Raw genomic sequence first — 18667 nt, forward strand, 5'->3', positions numbered from 1 at the left:
CCAGGAATGGCAATGGCTGGATGTTATTTCTGATACCGGTCGCCCGAACCGGCCATCACACGAGTGCCTGCAGTCCCCTGGATGATGGCAAGGGCATCCTGCAGCCTGCCAATGCCGCCTAGCCCGCCGGCCTCCGCAAATTCACAGGCCGCCAGAAGTTTCGGCCCCATGGAGCCGGCAGGCAGATCGAGTGCCCGCGCTTCAGCCGTGGTCAGGGAAGAAATCGGTGTCGACTGATCGGTGCCGAAATCCCGATAGACCGCATCCACATCGGTCAGCAGGAGCAACGCATCCGCACCCAACTGTCTGGCCAGCAGAGCACTGGCGGCGTCCTTGTCGATGACGGCTTCGATGCCCATCAGACTGCCATTCTCCAGACGCAGAACCGGTATCCCGCCGCCACCGGCGCAGACCACAACCACGCCCTGCTCCAGCAACAGCTGCAGAACGCGCATGTCCGGTATTTCCAGAGGTTTGGGGGACGGTACGACTCGACGCCACTTGTCGCCGTCCGGCGCAATACTCCAGCCCGCACCTTTGGCCCGGCGTTCTGCCTCTTCGCGCTCGTACACCGGTCCGACGAACTTGGTCGGTTTGGCAAAAGCGGGATCTTTCGGGTCCACAACGATCTGGGTCAGCAGAGTCGCGACCGGCCGGTCATGCCCGAGCGCATTCTCCAGCTCCTGTTCAATCATGTAGCCAATCATGCCCTCGGTCTCGGCGCCAAGGACATCCAGCGGGTAAGCCTCTTCCGGTTTGTAGGAGGCGCCCTGAAGAGCCAGCAAACCCACCTGCGGACCGTTGCCGTGGGTCACCACCAGATCATGGCCGGCACGAACAATCTCCGCCAGCGATGCAGCCGCGGTTCTTACGTTGCTACGCTGAACCTCTGCGGTCAGCGGTTCTCCGCGTCTCAACAGGGCGTTACCACCCAAAGCAGCAACTACCAGCATGTCAGCTCCCCAGCGTGGCGACGAGGACCGCCTTGATCGTATGCATGCGGTTCTCCGCCTGATCAAAGACAATGGAGGCCGGGCTTTCAAACACCTCATCGGTCACTTCCATGGCATCGATACCGAACTCGGCCTGGATCTCTTTGCCCACGGTTGTTTCAGTGTAATGAAACGCCGGCAGGCAGTGCATGAAACGTGCCCGCGGATTACCCGTCTTTTCCATCAACTTCGCGTTTACCTGATAGGGCATCAGCAACTCGATCCGCTCGGCCCATTTGTCCCTGGCTTCCCCCATCGACACCCAGACATCGGTGTACACGAAATCAACACCCGCAACGGCGGCATCGATATCCTCGGTGATGGTAATCCTGGCGCCGGTCTCGGCGGCGATGGCATGGGCCTCATCCTGGATGGCCTGTCCCGGCCAGCAGGCTTTGGGAGCACATAAACGAACATCCATCCCCATCTTTACGCCGCCGATCAGCAGGCTGTCGCCCATGTTGTTAGCGGCATCGCCAATAAATACGTAGGCGATATCACGCAAAGGCTTTTCCACATGCTCCTGCATGGTCAGGAAATCTGCCAGTATCTGGGTCGGATGAAACTCATTGGTAAGACCGTTATAGACCGGCACGCCAGCATACTGGGCCAGCTCTTCCACCACCGCCTGGCCAAAGCCTCGATACTCAATGGCATCATAGACCCGCCCCAGCACCCGGGCAGTATCCTTGACCGATTCCTTGTGGCCGATGTGGGTGCCAGTCGGCCCAAGATAGGTCACCCGGGCACCCTGATCGAACGCAGCCACTTCGAAACCCACGCGGGTGCGAGTGGAGTTTTTCTCAAAGATCAGCGCGATATCCTTACCCTGAAGTTTCGGTACTTCGGTACCGGCATATTTCGCTGTTTTCAGGTCTGCTGCCAGTTTGAGCAAAAAACCGATTTCACGCGGCGTATAGTCGCGCAGTGTCAGAAAATGACGGTTTTTCAGATTGAAAGCCATAACGGTTATCCTTTCCGGTTAAACAGGATCGCGCATCGTCGGACAACTCATGCACCGGCCACCCCCACGGCCACGCCCGAGCTCTGCCCCAGGTATCGAGAGTACCTCGATACCTGCGGCCTCAAGGGCGGCGTTGGTATCGTCATTGCGATCATAGCCAATGACCACCCCCGGACTCAGCGCCAACACATTGTTGCCATCGTTCCACTGCTCCCGTTCACGCTCGGCCGGGCTATCACCCCCGGTTGGCACTATCTCCAGCTTTTTGTAGCCCAGCACATCGGCCACGACCTCAAACAACGGGCGCGGATCCTGCCGGAAGGCCAGGTGCTTCTTGCCTTCTCCGGGGCGCAGGTCGTAACACACCATTTCATCCGCCACCTCCTTGAATGTGGTGACTACGTTGCCACCACAGAACGTGAACACGGTATCAAGGTGCATGGCGGAACGGGTTTTGGGGATCTGGCAGGCAACCACCCGCTCAGCGGCACCACTGTCAAACAGGGATTTGGCCAACTGACCGATGGCCTGAGGTGATGACCGCTCACCCATGCCCACCAACACCGCACCATTGCCCACCGGCATGACATCACCGCCTTCCAGCGTGGCCAGTCCGTGATCCTGCAGCGGGTCACCCCAGTGCACACTGACCTTGCCGGCGAACTTGGGGTGGAACTTGTAAATACCGGCCATCAGGAGGGTTTCCGGCTTTCGGGCCGGCCAATACATGGGGTTCAGGGTCACGCCACCATAAATCCAGGCACTGTTATCCCGGGTGAACAGGAAATTCGGTAACGGCGGCAACACAAAGCCATAGCGCCCGAGGTGGTTGCCAAACAGCCCCACCGGATCGAAGGGCAGATCGCCGACCTCCAGGCCTCCGATCAGGAATTCCGCCAGTGTGGTGCCCGGTAACTGGTCCATCCAGGCGCGCAGGTCGGAAACCATGCCGACACCGATCTGATTCCAGTTAATACGGTGATCCAGGATCCAGGCCCGCCCTTCGGCGCTATCCAGAGTCTCTGCCAGCAGGTCATTGACGTCCAGCACCTCGACGCCCCGGGCCCGCATCAGGCCGGAAAACACATCGTGGTCCTTCTGGGCCTGCTTGACCCAGAATACGTCATCAAACAGCAGGTCATCGCAATTGGAGGGTGTCAGTCGCCGGTGGGCAAGGCCGGGGCGACAGACAATAACCTGCCGCAGAGTGCCGGTTTCGGAATGAACACCAAGTGTAGGTTCGGACATGCCAGGCTCCTTTTACCAGGGCATCAAAGAAAAGTGCCAATGCTGATGGCCAGGCTGATAAACACCGTCAGAATCAGCAACAGCGGCCAGATAAAGGCAATCCACCGATCGTAAGATACCCGCCCGATGGCGAGACCACCGACAACCACGGCAAAGGTCGGATTGATGAGGTTAACCAGGCCATTGGCTGACTGGAACGCTGTGACAACCAGATCGCGCCCGACATTCGCAAAGTCGGCCAGTGGCGCCAGGATAGGCATCGAAAGCACCGCCAATCCGGAAGAGGAAGGCACGAAGAAGCTCATACCCACTTCAATCCAGAACATCAGATTAATGAACGCCAGCTCAGGCAGGCCTCCGAGAGAGGTTTCAGCACTGTGGAGAATCGTGTCAGCGATCATGCCCTGATCCATGATCACCACGATGCCTCTTGCCAAACCGACCACAAGTGCGACACCCAACAGATCTCTGGCCCCATCGACGAAACTGGCTGTGAGCTTTTTCTCGCCCAGACGGGCAATCAGCCCAATAACAATTGCCGCACCAAAGAACAGAGCCCCCATGCGCGCCATCCACCAGCCCTGGGAAGACACTCCCCAGATCATGACAGCGAAGGTCAGGACAAAAATAATCAGCGCAATGATCTGAGTGGAGGTAAGCGTGGCGTGCTCGAAACCCTCTTCATGTCCTCGCAGGAACAGCTTGCGGTGCGCCGCCCACTGTTTCGCTACGACCGACCGCGAATTATCCTGCCTGACCCGGTGGGCGTAACGCATCACGTAGGCCGCGCAAATAATCAATCCACCAATCAGGATCACGAAGCGCAGCACAATTCCGTCGGTAAACGGAATGTGCGCAGCATTGGCCGCAATCACAGTGGCAAACGGATTTATGGTCGAACCCAGCACACCAATACCGGCACCAATCAGAATGATGGCAACGCCGGTAACGGCGTCATAGCCGGCAGCGATCATCACCGGAATGAGAATGGCATAAAATGCGAGCGTCTCCTCGGCCATGCCATAGGTTGTGCCACCGATGGCAAACAGCGTCATCAGGATCGGAATCATCCATATTTCATGGCCTTCAAGATGTCGCATGGCACTGCGAATGCCCGTATCAATAGCGCCGGTGGCGTTCATGACTCCCAGAAAACCGCCCAGAAAAAGCACGAAGAGAGCCACATCAATGGCATTGGCAACGTAGCTGTCCGGATCATAAAAACCGGCGGTTGGCGCCAGCATGACATCCACAAAGCCCTGAGGGTTGGGGTCTACTGTCTGGTAGGTCCCGGGAACGGCAACTTCACGGCCCACCTCTTCATTCATTGCCCGTTCATATTGCCCGGCCGGAACGATCCAGGTCAGAGCTGCAATCAGAACGATCAGACAGAAAAGAATGGTGTAGGCAGTCGGGAATCGAGAAGCAAGATCGTTTTCGGGATTTTCTGACGGATTCTGGTCTTCACTCACAATGCGCCTCCTTTCCTTAAAATCGCAAAGTGCAGAGCCCCCTTAAGGGACGTCGAGGTAGGCCAGGGCATGTCCTTGATGCTCTCTCACCACTGACTCCGACCAGCCTGCGCCAGATATTAGTTCATCAGGCCATATCGCTACTTGAGGTAGAGCAATTTTCGTCCTCAAAAAAAGCCCCGGGTGAAGGCATTAGCTCCACCCGGGGCACAATGTCACCCGCCGGCTATGAGAAGCGGGCAACTCCCATTGCAGTTCAACCTGATCTGTCCGTTTCGATGCCAACAATCATAAAGCTCACCCAATCGTCGTGCCTGAGACCAAATGCCGCATCCCCATGAGGGTATTCCCCGGATACCGATGGCAGAAAAACCGTTAGAATGCAGTCCATGGAATGGCGAACCCACTCACAAACCGGCCTTCAACAGGCTGCCCGCTATCTGCTGGGCATGCGCTTGACTATTGTTGCCTTGCAGCTGATTTCGATCGCTGTGGCGGAAACCATGGTGGCGCTGGCGCATCACGCAGAAGCCGTGATCCTGCCCTTGGCGTACGGGGTGCTGGCCACCCTCACCTGGCTGTGGTTTACCCGACGACCACCGCGTTCAACACAGGTCGTCAGCCTGGTACTGATCGTCGATCTGCTTATGATCGGCGCCTGGCTATACCTGACCGGTGGCTATACCAATCCTCTGGTCTCGCTGTTACTGCTACCCATTGCCGTTGCCATTGTGCTTGTGCCGCTGGGCCAGAGCATTGCCATAACCGTTGCCGGTGTGGGCGTGTACACCTCCCTGGTGATCTGGCATACCCCGGTTACCCATGAACATCACGGCACCAATCTGGCTCAGCTGCACCTTGTCGGCATGTGGGTGACCTTTGCCACAACTGCCGCCATTCTGCTTCTGGTCGTCGGAGCACTGGCCCGCCGCCTGCGTCAGCAGCAGTCACAGCTTGCCCAGATAAGGGAAACCCGGTTGCGTGACGAGCAGATCATCGCTCTCGGGCTTTCTGCCGCCGCTGTCGCTCACCGGCTCGGCACACCGCTGAACACCATGACCCTGCTGGTGGACGAAATGAAATCGGCAGTCCCCGTCGACGATCCGGTTGCCGAGGATCTTTCGCTGATGGAAACACAACTGGCTTTGTGCAGCGGGCATCTTCAACAGCTCTCCACAGCGGCCATACAGGGCAAGACCGCACAGCTGGAAATTCTGACCGCGAGAAACTGGGTTTCACGATTGCGTGAGTCCGCCACACTGCTCTGGCCAGGGGCCGCAATCGAATGGCACCAGTCGGCACCGGACTGCCCGGTCGCCGTAGACGCCACTCTCGATCAGGCTGTACTGAATGTACTCGCCAATGCGGTAACCGCCAGCCCTTCGTGGGTCGCTGTCACGGCCCGGGAGGGTTCCGACGATCGTCTGGAACTGGTTGTTGAGGATCATGGCGATGGCCTGGAATCCACCCCTGAGGGTACGCTCGGTGACCAGATAGTCAGTTCGGATAGCGGTCTCGGAGTTGGTCTCTTCCTGTCCAACGCCACCATTCAGCGCCTTGGCGGCACCCTGAAAGCCCGAGCCAGCGCGAAAGGTACAACCATCATTATTGATCTGCCCATTTCAGAAGACACCAATGGTGCAATGGAGGTCCAGGCATGAACGAACAGCAGGCCTGGTTGCTTATTGATGACGACGACGCCTTTTTGCAGATACTGCAACGTTCACTCAGCCGCCAGGGTATTGAAGCCCGGCTTGCCCACGGGCATCGGGAAGCAAAAGACGCCCTGATGGAAGGACCGGTCAACCGGTGCGTGCTTGACCTGAATCTGGCCGGCGAGAGTGGCCTGCAATTGCTGCCAGAACTACTGGACATGCGCCCGGAACTGGAAATCCTGGTGCTCACCGGTTATGGCAGCATCGCAACGGCGGTCGAAGCCATGCGTCGGGGCGCCGTCAATTACCTCTGTAAACCGGTGACGGTCAACCAACTGCTGGCCGGCTTCGAGCCCATTGATGCCCCACCGGACCTCCGGGCCGAGCCGCCCTCGGTTGAAGAAATGGAGTGGGAGCACATTCAGCGGATCCTCAACGAAAATGAAGGTAACGTTTCAGCCACCGCCCGGGCTCTGAACATGCATCGCCGCACCCTGCAACGAAAACTCCAGAAACATTCTCGCTGGCGCTAACAGACACCCATGACGATCGGGCAAAAAAATGACCCCCGTCAATTCAGCCCCACTATTACCCATGGTTTTCCAGAGTTATTCCAGTAGCATGCTGTGGCACCAATCCCGATTTCAGGATCCGCACAGAGCCTGACCAGTTACTTGCCGTCATGGCAACGTGGAAGGCAGGGAATCCGGGACTGGCTTTTATGATCTCGCAAGGCCTCTCAAGCAGGGGAGCTCCTAAATTGACAGACCGGTGTTCAAGTCCCTGACTCCCATGCACAGATCCCCGACAATGACTCTCCCTTCCCCGGATATTGATCCCCGACGCCTTGCCATGGTTGCGGCGGTGACACCCAACTGTGTGGTGATGCTCGATGATGCAGGCCGCATTGAATGGGTGAACCCCGGCTTCGAACGACATACGGGGTATCAGCTTCGGGACGTGCGTGGAAGCTTTCCAAAGGACGTCCTGTATGGACCAGATACAGACTCTGAAACCATCCGACGAATCAACCAGAAACTGAGTCGTGCCGAGGTCATTGAAGAGGAGGTTCTTTACTATACGAAAGCGGGTGAACCCTATTGGGTGCATACCTACTGCGTTCCAATCGGCCGTGAACAGGGCTTTATTGCCATTCTGAACAACATTTCGGACCGAAAAAACAGCGAACGGGGCCTGCGCATCGCCGCGAGCATGTTCGATCGCAGCCACGAAGCCATTCTGATCACCGACCCGGCCAACCGGATTCTGGATGCTAACCCTGCGTTTTCGAGAATTACCGGATATAGCCGTCAGGAAGTGCTTGGTCTGAACCCGTCGATCCTCAGTTCCGGCCGTCACTCCCGGGAGTACTACCGCTCCATGTGGCAGACGATCGAGAAAACCGATCATTGGCGGGGTGAAATCTGGAACCGCCGGAAGAACGGCGACGAGTATGTGGAACTGCTCTCGATAAGCCGCGTACATCTGGAAAAGCCAGGACAGTATTACCATGTCGCAGCGTTTTCCGATGTCACTGCCCTGAAAAACCACGCCAAGGAACTGAACCGGGCTGCCAACTATGATGATCTGACGGGTCTGCCCAACCGCCAGTTGCTGGAAGAACGACTGAGCACCGCCTGTTGTCACGCTGACCGGCAACATCGCAGCGTGTCAGTGTGCTATCTGGATATTGATGGCTTCAAGTCAATCAACGAAACCTGGGGGCATTCAGCGGGAGACTATACCCTGCGCACTCTCGCTGAACGGCTGACCCTGGCACTGCGCAGCGGCGACACTGTGGCCCGTATCGGTGGTGACGAATTCGTACTCCTGCTTCAGGGCGACGGCAACCACGAACCGCTTTATCGGCGCATCATGGCCTGCATTGGCGAACCGCTGGCGTCCGGGGAACAAAGCTTCACCCTGACAGCCAGTCTGGGCATAACCCGGTACCCGGAAGACCAGTCAGATGCCGAAGGCCTGATTCGCCATGCCGACCAGGCCATGTATTCGGCCAAGGAAAAAGGACGCAATCAGTACCACTTTTTTGATCCTGATCTGGACAAGGATCGCCGGAACCGACGCAACCAGTTGATGGAAATCTCTCGGGCACTGGAAAACCAGGAATTCGAACTTTTCTTCCAGCCACAAGTACGCCTCTGCGACTTTGAGCTTCTCGGATTTGAAGCGCTGATCCGCTGGAACCACCCCGATAAAGGTCTGGTCTCGCCGCGCGATTTCCTGTCCATTGTCGAGAACAGTCACCTGGAGGTGCCACTGGGGCAGTGGATATTGAAAGAAGCGATCTATCAGATGAACACCTGGAAGCAGGCAGGAGAAAACCTGACGATCAGCATCAACATCAGCCCGGCTCACCTGATGGACCACAGCTTTACCGACTATCTGGAAAGCTATCTGCGCAGCCATCCGGAAATTGTGCCCGGGCAGATCACTCTGGAAGTTCTCGAATCAACGGCCCTCGCGGACACGCAGCGTGCCAGCAATGTTCTGCAACGTTGTCAGGACCTTGGCCTGAGGGTAGCGCTGGATGATTTTGGCACCGGTTTTTCGTCGCTGACCTATTTGCGCACTCTTCCGGTAGACATCATCAAGATTGACCAGAGTTTTGTTCGCAACATGCTTGAAGATGCCAACGACCATGCCATCGTGGAGAGTGTGATCTTCCTGGCTCAACGGTTCGACCACCCGGTGCTGGCCGAGGGTGTAGAAACCATGGAGCACGCCCGGGTCCTGCGGCAGATGGGATGCAGTTTTGTGCAGGGCTTCGGCATTGCCCGTCCTATGCCGGCGACCAGAGTGCTTGGGTGGGCTCATGACTGGCAGAAAAGAGCGACGTCCGCAAAATCCAAAGACCTTCTTGAGCCCGCCGTTTACCCCGGCGAGGGTATCTGAACCAGACTGGCTCTATCGGTACCGTCTCTGGTCCAGCGTCGTGAGTCGATCCGGATGAAATACCATCAGGCCGGTCACGAAACTACCGTTCACAAACCCCTCCGGAATCATGAACAGGGGCAGATACCGGATGTATTCATGCACCAGCTCGTCGAACGTATAAACGCCGCTGGTCCATAGCATCAGGCACATGACGATACCCGCCGCCGCCACCGCAATACCCGCCCCGAAAAAGCCGCAGAAAAAGATATAGGCGAAGAAATTCCGGAAATCCCGGCGGCGCTCCCAGAGCATGATGCCGTGGCTGACAATGGCCGGCACCATCACGGAGATCAGGCCGTTGGCCGCGAACATCATCAGAGGCTCGCGGCCGGTGATGACCGTGATAATCAGGGCCAGCAAACCCGCCAGCACCGCCAGCGCCCACCCCAGCATCAGTGTTATGACCGTGATACCGAAAACATGGATAGCCAGCCCCGGGGAAATGCCCGCCCGCAGTTGCCAGACAAAACCGAGCACCACGGCGGCACCAAAAAACGAGTGCTGGAGTGAGTTGTCCTTGCGAAACGCCTGCCAGTCTATCGAACGCAGCGCATGCACAAGGATCACCAGAAAAAGCAGTAGCGTAATGATCCACTGGCTGGTGGATAGAAGGTTTTCAGTCATGCCCATAATGATCGCACCGCAGTAACCGGGTCGGGAATGACATCATAATCGCCCGCCCTACCCCTGGTGCAAGCGGACCTGAATGACTCAGGCGACCTGTTTCTCGAGTTTGCCAAGGTCGGTCAGGCTCCGCCAGGCTTCAAAGGTGCTCAAGAACACGTCTCCACCCAGGTGGGAAAGCAGATCGGTCCCTCTCAACTTGTCCATCACCGGCCCTTTGACTTCGGCCAGATGCAGTCTGACCCCTGCATCTTTCATACGCTCGTTGATCGCCTCCAGACTTTCCAGCGCCGAGGCATCCACCAGATTCACCGCCGGGCAAACCAGCACAAGATCGGTCAACTCTGGCTCCCGGATCATCAGATCCATCACCGTCTCCTCCAGGAAACGGGCATTGGCAAAATACAGACTTTCATCGACACGTAAAAAGGTCACCTTCGGGCACAGCTCCACATCGTGGCGAAGCACATTGCGAAAATGCTCGGTACCGGGCACCCTGCCAACCACCGCGCTGTGGGGACGGCTGGTACGATACAGGAACAAGCCAATAGAAAGGGCGACCCCGGTGATGATGCCCACCTCAACGCTGTGTGCCAGAGTCAGCACAATGGTGGCGAGCATGGCACCGAAATCGGTGCGCGAATAACGCCAGGTCCGGCCCAGGGCCGGGAGGTCAATCAACGTGATAACGGCCACGATGATGGTGGCTGCCAGAGTGGCCTGGGGCAGATAGGCAATGGCCGGCGTCAGGAACAAGGTAGCCAGCGCAATACCAACAGCCGCGTAGGCGCCAGCGGCCGGAGTTTCAGCGCCGGCATCAAAGTTCACTACAGACCGCGAAAAACCGCCGGTTACCGGCATACCACCGGAAAAACCGGCCCCCAGGTTGGCACCCCCCAGGCCAATCAGTTCCTGATCCGGGTCAATCCGTTGGCGCCGCTTGGCGGCCAGCGTCTGCCCCACCGATACCGATTCCACAAAACCCACAACACTGATCAACAAGGCACTAACCGCCAGTTGCTGCCACAACCCCACATCCAGGCTCGGCACAGTGAACTCGGGCAAGCCACGGGGCACATCGCCGACCAGTCGCACACCCTGGGCATCGAGCTGCAACTGCCAGGCCACCAGCGTCGTCACTACAACTGCCAGAATCGGCGCGGTTCTGGTCAGGATATCCGCCATCTTCGGCGCCAGGCCTGACGCCAACAGGAGCGGCTTCAGGTGCTTGCGAGCAAGCAACAGGAATACCAGTGCACCCATGCCAACCGCCAGGGTTGCCAGGTTGGTATCGCCAATCGACAGCAACAGGGACTGACCGATCTCCAGCAGGTTGTGACCGGAGGCCTGAATCCCGAAGATATGCTTCAGCTGGCTGGCCGCAATGACAATGCCGGAGGCCGTGATAAAGCCGGAAATCACCGGATGGCTCAGGAAATTGGCCAGAAAACCGAGCCTGAGAACGCCCATGAGTGTCAGCATCAGACCTGACATCACTGCCAGCAGGACCGCACCAGCAACGTACTCCGGCGTGCCCGCTTCGGCCAGAGGCGACAGGGCGGCTGCCGTCATCAGCGACGCCACGGCCACCGGCCCCACCGACAGGGTCCGACTGGTTCCAAACACGGCGTAGATCACCAGGGGCAGGATGCTGGCGTATAGACCCACCTGGGCAGGCAATCCCGCCAGCAGCGCGTAGGCCAGTGACTGGGGGATAAGCATCACGGTCACAATGACCGCAGCAACCAGATCACTGGTGGCCTGATCCCGCCCGTATTGAGGCGCCCACTGAAGAACGGGGAGATAACGTTTCAGATTCATCGGGAATCTCAGAACAGGTTAATCGGTACTTTCAGGTAAACCTGACCGTTATCCTCGGCAGGTGGCATTTCACCGGCCCTCATGTTGACCTGGACCGATGGCAGAATCAGCCGTGGCATATCCAGAGTGGCGTCCCGTTCGGTTCGCATTTTCACGAACTCCTCCTCCGAGATGCCTTCGTGGACATGAACATTGGCTTCGCGCTGCTCCGACACCGTGGTCATGTGCTGATATTCATCCCGGCCCGGCGCCTTGTAGTCGTGACACAGGAAAATACGGGTTTCTGCCGGAAGCGACAGTACCTTCTGGATGGACTGGTACAGCGTGCGGGCGTCACCACCCGGGAAATCACAGCGGGCTGTGCCGTAATCGGGCATGAACAGGGTGTCGCCGACGAATGCGGCATCTTCAATGACATAGGTCAGGCAGGCAGGGGTGTGGCCGGGGGTGTGCAGCACCCGCCCTTCCAGGCCGCCAATGGCAAAGGTGTCGCCTTCCCTGAACAGTCGGTCGAACTGGCTGCCGTCGCGCTGGAATTCTGTTCCGGCGTTGAACGCCTTGCCAAAAATCTCCTGAACGTCCCGGATATGGGCACCAATACCGGTGTTGCCGCCCAGCTTATCGTGCAGGTAGGGCGCGGCCGACAGGTGATCAGCGTGTACGTGGGTTTCCAGAATCCACTCAACGGTCAGGCCATTGCCGCGGACATAGTCGATTATCTCATCGGCCGAGCGCACATCGGTGCGGCCGGCAGCGTAATCAAAATCCAGAACCGAATCGAGAATGGCGCAGGCCTGGCTGTCCGGGTCACGCACCACATAACTGAAGGTGTTGGTGGGTTCATCAAAAAAATGTTGAACGATCGGGCTGCTCATCACGGTCACCTCTGATTGATCCAAATGCCACTTTAAGTATAAGCATATACCATTTGGTAATATGAGGTGTAATGATCTTTTTTTATATGCGCAATGTTCCTGATGCATCGACGAAACAGTTTCTACCTGCCTCCTTGGCCAGATACAGCCGATGATCGGCCGCGGCAATAAGCGCATCGGGCGAAGCGGGGCAATCCACAAACTCGTCAATCCCGGCCACACCCGCGCTTGCCGTTACCTCTATGCCCGCGTCATCAAAAACGAACGCTTCCTCCTGTACGGCTTCCAGAATGCGCTTTACGAAACGCCGCACATCGGTGCTTTCCAGCGCACTGAACACAACAATGAACTCTTCACCTCCAAAGCGAACCACCACATCCATTGAACGGGTATGGCTGACCAGAATCGCAGCAAAGCGCTGAAGCACGTAATCACCGCCCAGATGCCCGATGGAGTCGTTTATGCTCTTGAAGTGATCAATATCGAATATGGCCAGAGCAAAGCGTTCACCACGGCGATTGCTTCGGGCCAGCATCTCATCCAGCCTTGGCATCAGATAACGACGGTTATGCAGACCGGTCAGCGGGTCGCGAATGGACTGACTCAGCAATTCTTCTTCCAGGCGATTACGCTCCAGCGCTCCGGACAACAGGCCCGAGACGATAATCAACAGATCGGCCTGATCGAGTCGCCAGGTTCTTCGCCGCATTGAGACAACGCCAAAGAATCCGGTCACCCGTCCGCGAACCCGAATGGGTACGGAAAACAGGGAAGATACCCCCTGTTCCTGAAGCCAGAGTCGTTCGGATTCCGCTTCCTCGGGCAACCTGTCTACATCCTCAATAAACACCACCCGACTGCCACTGACCATCCCCTCTATCTGTTTTCGCCACCAGAGAAACTTCTCTGTCGATATCTGCGGCTGAGTATCAATCAGTCCTTCTACCCCATCCCTGCACCATTCATGGGTATTGGTCATGACGCCGTAGTCTTCGGAAAAGCTGAACAGAAAGGCACGGTCTACCTGGAAAAATTGCCCGATGGTTCTCAGCAGCTCATCAATGCACTGATCGATGGTGCCGAACCCCAGGTTGATGAATTCCGTGGAAAGGCGTGCAATCAGGCGCTGGAAACCCGCCTGAAAGGAGAACTCTGCCTCACTCTGGCGCAGGCTCTGCTCCAGGTTCTTGTAATGCTGGATATTGTGGAACTGGCCGTACCAGAGAGTACTGCCATCTGGCTGTCGCTCCGGCTCCGAGGTAACTTCAAACCACTCGTAACCGCCGCTCTGCAGCCTTACGCGAGCGCGATAGTTCCATACGCTCAAGGTTTCTGAAGACTCACGGATACTCTGCACGACGGCATCATAGTCTTCCGGATGGATCATCGAAAAAATTGGATCCGCGTTTTCATTCAGATCCGTGGGGGCGATACCGAAGAGCCCCTGCACATGCTCACTGATGTAGGGGCAGCGGTGAGACTCTCCGTCGGCGCTCAGCCAATAGATAAACAGGACGCCAGGAACGCCCGAGGCCAGCTTTTGAAAAAAGCTGGCATTCACCCCAATATCGGACCTTGCCGCCATGGACACCCTATCCTCCTGCCGGACGATTTCCCCCTTGCATCAATAAGAGTGTAGCCCAAGCTGACAGGAAGCGGGCTTCTTCCCGGAAACAGTAATTCAGAGCGCTTGAAGGCGATTTCTGGCCTCTTCCCGCCGACCGGCATCGGCGACGCTCCGTCCGGTCCTGCCCGGCGCTTGCAATACTTTCTGAAGATAGGTTCTGGCCCTGCCCGTTTCACCCTGGTCCAGCAGAAAATCGCCAAAAAAGAAGTTCGCATCAAGACCATCAGGATTGATTGCAAGTGCCTTTTGCAGAAGTTCCCGCGCCTTGTCGTCATCGCCGAAACCCAATGGCCAACCGGGCACCTGGTAGTAGAGACTGCCCAATGAGGTATAGGCCGAACCCTCAAGGGTCTCTGGATCAATGGCTAATGCCGCCTCCAATGACTTCCGGGCCGCCTTGACCAGCCCCAACGCACCCAGGCCACCCTTGGCCCCCGCGTAGGTACTCAGGACGATACCTTGCCAGATCAGCGGTTCTGCCCGATCCGGATAGTGCGCGACGAACTGTTCCGCGACACCGGACAGCTTCTCAAAGGCTTCCTCTTTTTCATTGTCTGGCAGCTGATACTGAATTTCCGCCCAACGATGCTGGATATCCGCCAGCTCACTTTCCAGCGCCCCAGCCCAGAGTGGCTGAGCAGCGAGGCAGAACACCAGCAGAAGCACCCGTTTCATGACAACACCCCCGAATTCAGGAACCGCCGGATCACCGGCAATTGTTTCAGCATCGCCTTGTCGACCACCCTCGGGAGGATGCCGTTGATCACCACAAACAGCTTCTCCGGCCATCCCAGGAAGCGCCGACGGTCGTCGTTCTCCATCGCGGCAAGAATCTGCGCAGCCACTGCTTCCGGCGCGTCCATGGTGTTACCGAGCGCCCGGTTCAGTTCGTTCACCGATTCCGGATTCATATCTGTGGCCGTAGCCCGGGGCGCCACATACACCACCTGTATCGGGGTATCGGCCAGCTCCCGCCGCAACGCCTCGGTGAACCCGCGCAGTCCGAACTTGCTCGCACAATAGGCCGTGTAACCGGGAAAACCGATACTGCCAAACGTGGAGCCCACAAAGATGAGAGCTCCCTGACCGGCCTTCTCGAATCGCGGTGCAAAATGCCGGGCCAACAGCATCGCTGACCGAAGATTGACGGTGATCTGGGCATCCAGTTCGCTGATGGCCATATTACCCACGCTGGCGAACCGGTTCTGGCCGGCACAATGGATCACCCCGTCGATATCCGGGTAAGCGTCGTTCAGGCGTACCAGCTGCTGATCGAGATCCGATGCCGCCAGATCCAGATGGACCGGGGACACCCCCTCACGGTGCCCAAGCCGCTCCGGATGCCGCGAGGCGACAATCACACGGGCACCGGCCATCACCAGCGGATCCACCAACGCCTTGCCAATGCCACCGGTGCCGCCCAACAACAGGAATACCCGGTCATGCAGCCTCATGACGCTGCTCCTTTTGATTGGCCGGCAGAGGAATGCTGTGCAGCATGTCGCCGTACAGTCGATAGACCATACGCGCAGCCTGGATAATCGCCTGCTGGTCATCGGGGTCGGTGATGTCATTCATCAGATTGCGGAAGAACTCGAAATGCTCCTGATCCAGGGCACCATGAGAATACAGGTAACTGAAGGCCTTATCCGGCAGGCCCAACTGTTTCTGGATGGCTTCGCCCAGCGGGGTTGCCAGTTCGATCGATGTGCCCTCAAGCACCTGAACCATACCGAAGAACGCCGCCGGGTTACCCCGATTGATCCGGTCGTACAGGTACGCCACCATCAACTCGATTGAGGTATCCGGATCACCATGACGGATGGCTTCTTTGTCTTCGCCACAGGCTTCAAGATCATTCAGTATCCATTCGTGGTGGCCGTATTCCTCCTCGATATATTCCACCAATGCCTTGCGAACAAATTCCAGGCGCTCCGGCAAGCGCCCGCCACAGGCCATCATCAGAGGCACGGTGTGCTTTACGTGATGGTAGGCCTGGGTCAGGAACCAGGTGTAGGCGGTTTGGTCAAAACGCCCCTCGCGAATAGCCTCAATCACCGGAGCACCGGTAACATGGGCCCGGGCCTCGGCAGTCTCGGACTGCAGTCGGTCAAAAAATGCCATGAAAGATCCTCCTGGCGGGTTTGAAGAAGCGGTATGGGAAACAGAAAGATGTGCAAAAATGGGGAAAGCACCTGCCAGCAGCGCTGGCAGATCGGCCTCGAACCGATCCCGCACGGGTCGACCGTTCGCGGTCACGTAGCCCTCGGCCTGAGTCAGTGGCTGACGACGGATGTACACCGCTGACAAACGGGCATAGTCCGGCAAACCAGCATTGAGCCTGGCGAGTCCTGCCCGCAGCTGCTCCGGTGAACGGCCATCCTGTACAACCAGCAACGCGGAAGGATTCGGCTCACCATCGCCAAACACCACCGCCTGACGAGCCCCTATGGCCTGAGTCAGTTCACTCTCCAGCCACTCGGGGCTGATATTGCGGCCAAAGCTGGTAATCAGAAGGTTCTTGGCGCGTCCGCTTACAGACAGGAATCCAGCCGGGTCCAGTGCGCCCAGGTCCCCGGTATCCAGCCACTCCTCACCGGCAGGTTCATCGCCGAGATAACCGAGGTGGGTGTTGCCGCGAACCAGAATGTGACCTCGGCTATCCACCCTCACCTGAACATGGGAAAGCGGTTTGCCTACCGCGCCCCCGCGCTCGCTTCCGGGCACGTTCAGAGCCACCACCGAACTGCACTCCGACAACCCATACCCCTCATACAGGGGTAATCCGGCGGCGCGGCCCCGGGCCAGCAAATCCGATGAGACCCGGCCGCCGCCAACGGCCAGAAAACGCAGAGCATCACTGTTCAACTGCTGTTGTTCTGCGGCGGCCACCAGGGCCATCGCCAGTTCCGGCACCAGAATCAGCGAGTGCGGCTGGTGTTCGTGAATACCCTGCACCAGCCGATCAAGCTCCAGGCCACTGCTGCCGGTCATGCCGAGACTCCCCAGGGGCGCGACGGTAACGGTGCTTCCCATCAGCAATGGCAGGTAGACTCCGGCGATGTTTTCCAGCAGGGTCGCCAGCGGCAGGATGCACAGGTGCCGTTCAAGCTCGACGCCGGCCAAATGCGCCTTCAGGGCGAGAGTGGTTGCTGTCATCTGCGCCACCGACAGGCACACACCCTTGGGCGTACCGGTACTGCCAGAAGTGAAGGTGATCTTCGCGGTCTGCTCCGGCATCCAGGCACCTGCGGCCGTAACCGGCAAGTGTCGCAACCACACATCGTGCCCCAGGTGTTCACCGCCCGTACTGGCATCGGCAGACAACAGACAGTCCAGACCCGCCCGCTCAGTGAGATGGGCAGTCTGGGCCTGCGAGAAAAACACCGGCACCGGTACACAGACCACATCCGCCAGTAAACAGGCCAGATCCGCGAGAATCCAGGCCACGGAATTGTCACCGCACAAGCCGGCCCGGCGCACACCCCGTCGGGTGAGCTGATCGGCCAGAGCCCTTGCAGCCTCCATCATCCGGGCGTAGCTAAGGGCCGACTCCGGCCCCCGGAGCGCAGTGCGGGAAGGATGGATTGCCGCCTGACGTGCCAGCAGTTCAGGCAATGTGGCCATAGGAACCTCCTGACATCGTCTTATCCTCGACACTCTCAGCCTCGACAGACTGAATCCGTCTGAGCAAACCGGCGCTCCGCAGAGCAGACATGCCATCAGCGACCCGGATCGCCATCACCACGGGATGATGGTCGTAGTATCGTCCCCAGCCGGCACCATCATCGGGCAATCGGGAAGGATCAGCCTTCGCCAGAACCTGTGTGGGAATGCCCAGCCGGTGAAAACTGTTGCGCAGCAGATCAGTGCCCGTGCACACCACCCAGTCATAGCCGGCGCTATCCAGCCAGACCGACAAAGAAGCAAACAGGAAGCGACTGACGCCGGCCTCAACGCCGGCGAGGTGCGCAATTTCTGCAATCCGGTGGCGCTCGACACCCGTTACCGGCATCACCGACTCCACCGGCACCGAGAGGTAGTCTTCAAGGAACAGCTTTTCCAGGGCTGCATTACGCACTCCCACCGCCGCCAGCAGGCTTCCTTGTGCGGTGGTCAGTGCCAGAAGCGCCGGTATACGTAGCGAAGGCTCCGCGCCGTAGGCGTGCAGGAAGCGGCGGCGAATAAAGTCCGCCACTGTCCCGGCCATTGGCGTATCCGGGCAGATCTCGTTGAACCAGCGACCGGCACAACGGATAACCGGAACCACCTCCCCGGAATCCGGGGGACAACTTGTGGACATCATCAACGGGTCTGTCATGTGGGCTCTCCAGTTTGGCCCCTTTGCCGGGCGCTTTGATCACGTATGCCAGATTAGGAGGGAAGTCTTAAATCAGCCTTAAGGTGGCGGGCGGAAAACCTTAAGACGGCCTT

General features: G+C 58.1%; 15 protein-coding genes. 3 read left to right on the plus strand and 12 right to left on the minus strand.

Going from position 1 to position 18667, the window contains the following annotated elements:
* Positions 1 to 23 precede the first annotated feature (23 nt).
* Genes arcC through KO499_RS14250 form a run of 4 tightly spaced genes read right to left on the minus strand, consistent with a single transcriptional unit; the run spans position 24 to position 4676 of the window.
* Positions 24 to 953 carry a carbamate kinase gene (arcC, locus tag KO499_RS14235; protein WP_215984415.1) on the minus strand — a complete coding sequence of 310 codons (930 nt, stop codon included), beginning with the start codon at positions 951 to 953 and terminating at the stop codon, positions 24 to 26.
* Between the two features lies 1 nt (position 954).
* Positions 955 to 1956, minus strand: coding sequence for an ornithine carbamoyltransferase (gene argF, locus KO499_RS14240; protein ID WP_215984416.1), 1002 nt, complete (start codon positions 1954 to 1956; stop codon positions 955 to 957).
* An 18-nt stretch (positions 1957 to 1974) separates the two neighbouring features.
* Positions 1975 to 3204, minus strand: coding sequence for an arginine deiminase (locus KO499_RS14245; protein WP_215984417.1), 1230 nt, complete (start codon positions 3202 to 3204; stop codon positions 1975 to 1977).
* A gap of 23 nt (positions 3205 to 3227) precedes the next feature.
* Positions 3228 to 4676 (minus strand): YfcC family protein, encoded by a 1449-nt coding sequence (locus KO499_RS14250; RefSeq protein ID WP_215984418.1) that lies wholly within the window; start codon positions 4674 to 4676, stop codon positions 3228 to 3230.
* Between the two features lie 389 nt (positions 4677 to 5065).
* On the opposite strand from KO499_RS14250, the gene KO499_RS14255 reads away from it, so the two are divergent.
* The 3 genes from KO499_RS14255 to KO499_RS14265 all read left to right on the plus strand — a co-directional run bounded on the left by KO499_RS14255 (position 5066) and on the right by KO499_RS14265 (position 9244).
* Complete coding sequence (locus tag KO499_RS14255) at positions 5066 to 6337, plus strand: sensor histidine kinase (RefSeq protein ID WP_215984522.1); 1272 nt, start codon at positions 5066 to 5068, stop codon at positions 6335 to 6337.
* Positions 6334 to 6864: a response regulator transcription factor gene (locus KO499_RS14260; protein WP_215984419.1), complete on the plus strand. Its 531-nt coding sequence runs from the start codon at positions 6334 to 6336 to the stop codon at positions 6862 to 6864. Before KO499_RS14255 ends, KO499_RS14260 begins: the two co-directional genes overlap by 4 nt.
* A 277-nt stretch (positions 6865 to 7141) precedes the next feature.
* Positions 7142 to 9244, plus strand: coding sequence for a GGDEF and EAL domain-containing protein (locus KO499_RS14265; protein WP_228339959.1), 2103 nt, complete (start codon positions 7142 to 7144; stop codon positions 9242 to 9244).
* Positions 9245 to 9256: 12 nt separating this feature from the next.
* Here the strand turns inward: KO499_RS14265 and KO499_RS14270 are convergent, their stop codons facing one another.
* From KO499_RS14270 to KO499_RS14305, 8 genes are all read right to left on the minus strand, one after another.
* Positions 9257 to 9916 (minus strand): energy-coupling factor ABC transporter permease, encoded by a 660-nt coding sequence (locus KO499_RS14270; RefSeq protein ID WP_215984421.1) that lies wholly within the window; start codon positions 9914 to 9916, stop codon positions 9257 to 9259.
* Positions 9917 to 9997: 81 nt separating this feature from the next.
* Positions 9998 to 11731 (minus strand): SulP family inorganic anion transporter, encoded by a 1734-nt coding sequence (locus tag KO499_RS14275; RefSeq protein WP_215984422.1) that lies wholly within the window; start codon positions 11729 to 11731, stop codon positions 9998 to 10000.
* A gap of 8 nt (positions 11732 to 11739) precedes the next feature.
* Positions 11740 to 12606 carry an MBL fold metallo-hydrolase gene (locus tag KO499_RS14280; protein ID WP_215984423.1) on the minus strand — a complete coding sequence of 289 codons (867 nt, stop codon included), beginning with the start codon at positions 12604 to 12606 and terminating at the stop codon, positions 11740 to 11742.
* 82 nt (positions 12607 to 12688) lie between these two features.
* The gene (locus KO499_RS14285; protein ID WP_215984424.1) at positions 12689 to 14191 is read right to left on the minus strand and encodes a diguanylate cyclase; all 1503 of its coding nucleotides are present in this window, start codon (positions 14189 to 14191) and stop codon (positions 12689 to 12691) included.
* Positions 14192 to 14287: 96 nt separating this feature from the next.
* Positions 14288 to 14908 (minus strand): tetratricopeptide repeat protein, encoded by a 621-nt coding sequence (locus tag KO499_RS14290; RefSeq protein WP_215984425.1) that lies wholly within the window; start codon positions 14906 to 14908, stop codon positions 14288 to 14290.
* Positions 14905 to 15687 carry an SDR family oxidoreductase gene (locus KO499_RS14295; RefSeq protein WP_215984426.1) on the minus strand — a complete coding sequence of 261 codons (783 nt, stop codon included), beginning with the start codon at positions 15685 to 15687 and terminating at the stop codon, positions 14905 to 14907. The genes KO499_RS14290 and KO499_RS14295 overlap by 4 nt, the downstream gene beginning before the upstream one ends.
* Positions 15674 to 17860 carry an AMP-binding protein gene (locus KO499_RS14300; RefSeq protein ID WP_215984427.1) on the minus strand — a complete coding sequence of 729 codons (2187 nt, stop codon included), beginning with the start codon at positions 17858 to 17860 and terminating at the stop codon, positions 15674 to 15676. The genes KO499_RS14295 and KO499_RS14300 overlap by 14 nt, the downstream gene beginning before the upstream one ends.
* The gene (locus KO499_RS14305; RefSeq protein ID WP_215984428.1) at positions 17844 to 18554 is read right to left on the minus strand and encodes a thermostable hemolysin; all 711 of its coding nucleotides are present in this window, start codon (positions 18552 to 18554) and stop codon (positions 17844 to 17846) included. Before KO499_RS14305 ends, KO499_RS14300 begins: the two co-directional genes overlap by 17 nt.
* Between the last annotated feature and the right edge of the window lie 113 nt (positions 18555 to 18667).

This window comes from Marinobacter sp. F3R08 (assembly GCF_018860425.1).
Classification (GTDB): Bacteria; Pseudomonadota; Gammaproteobacteria; order Pseudomonadales; family Oleiphilaceae; genus Marinobacter.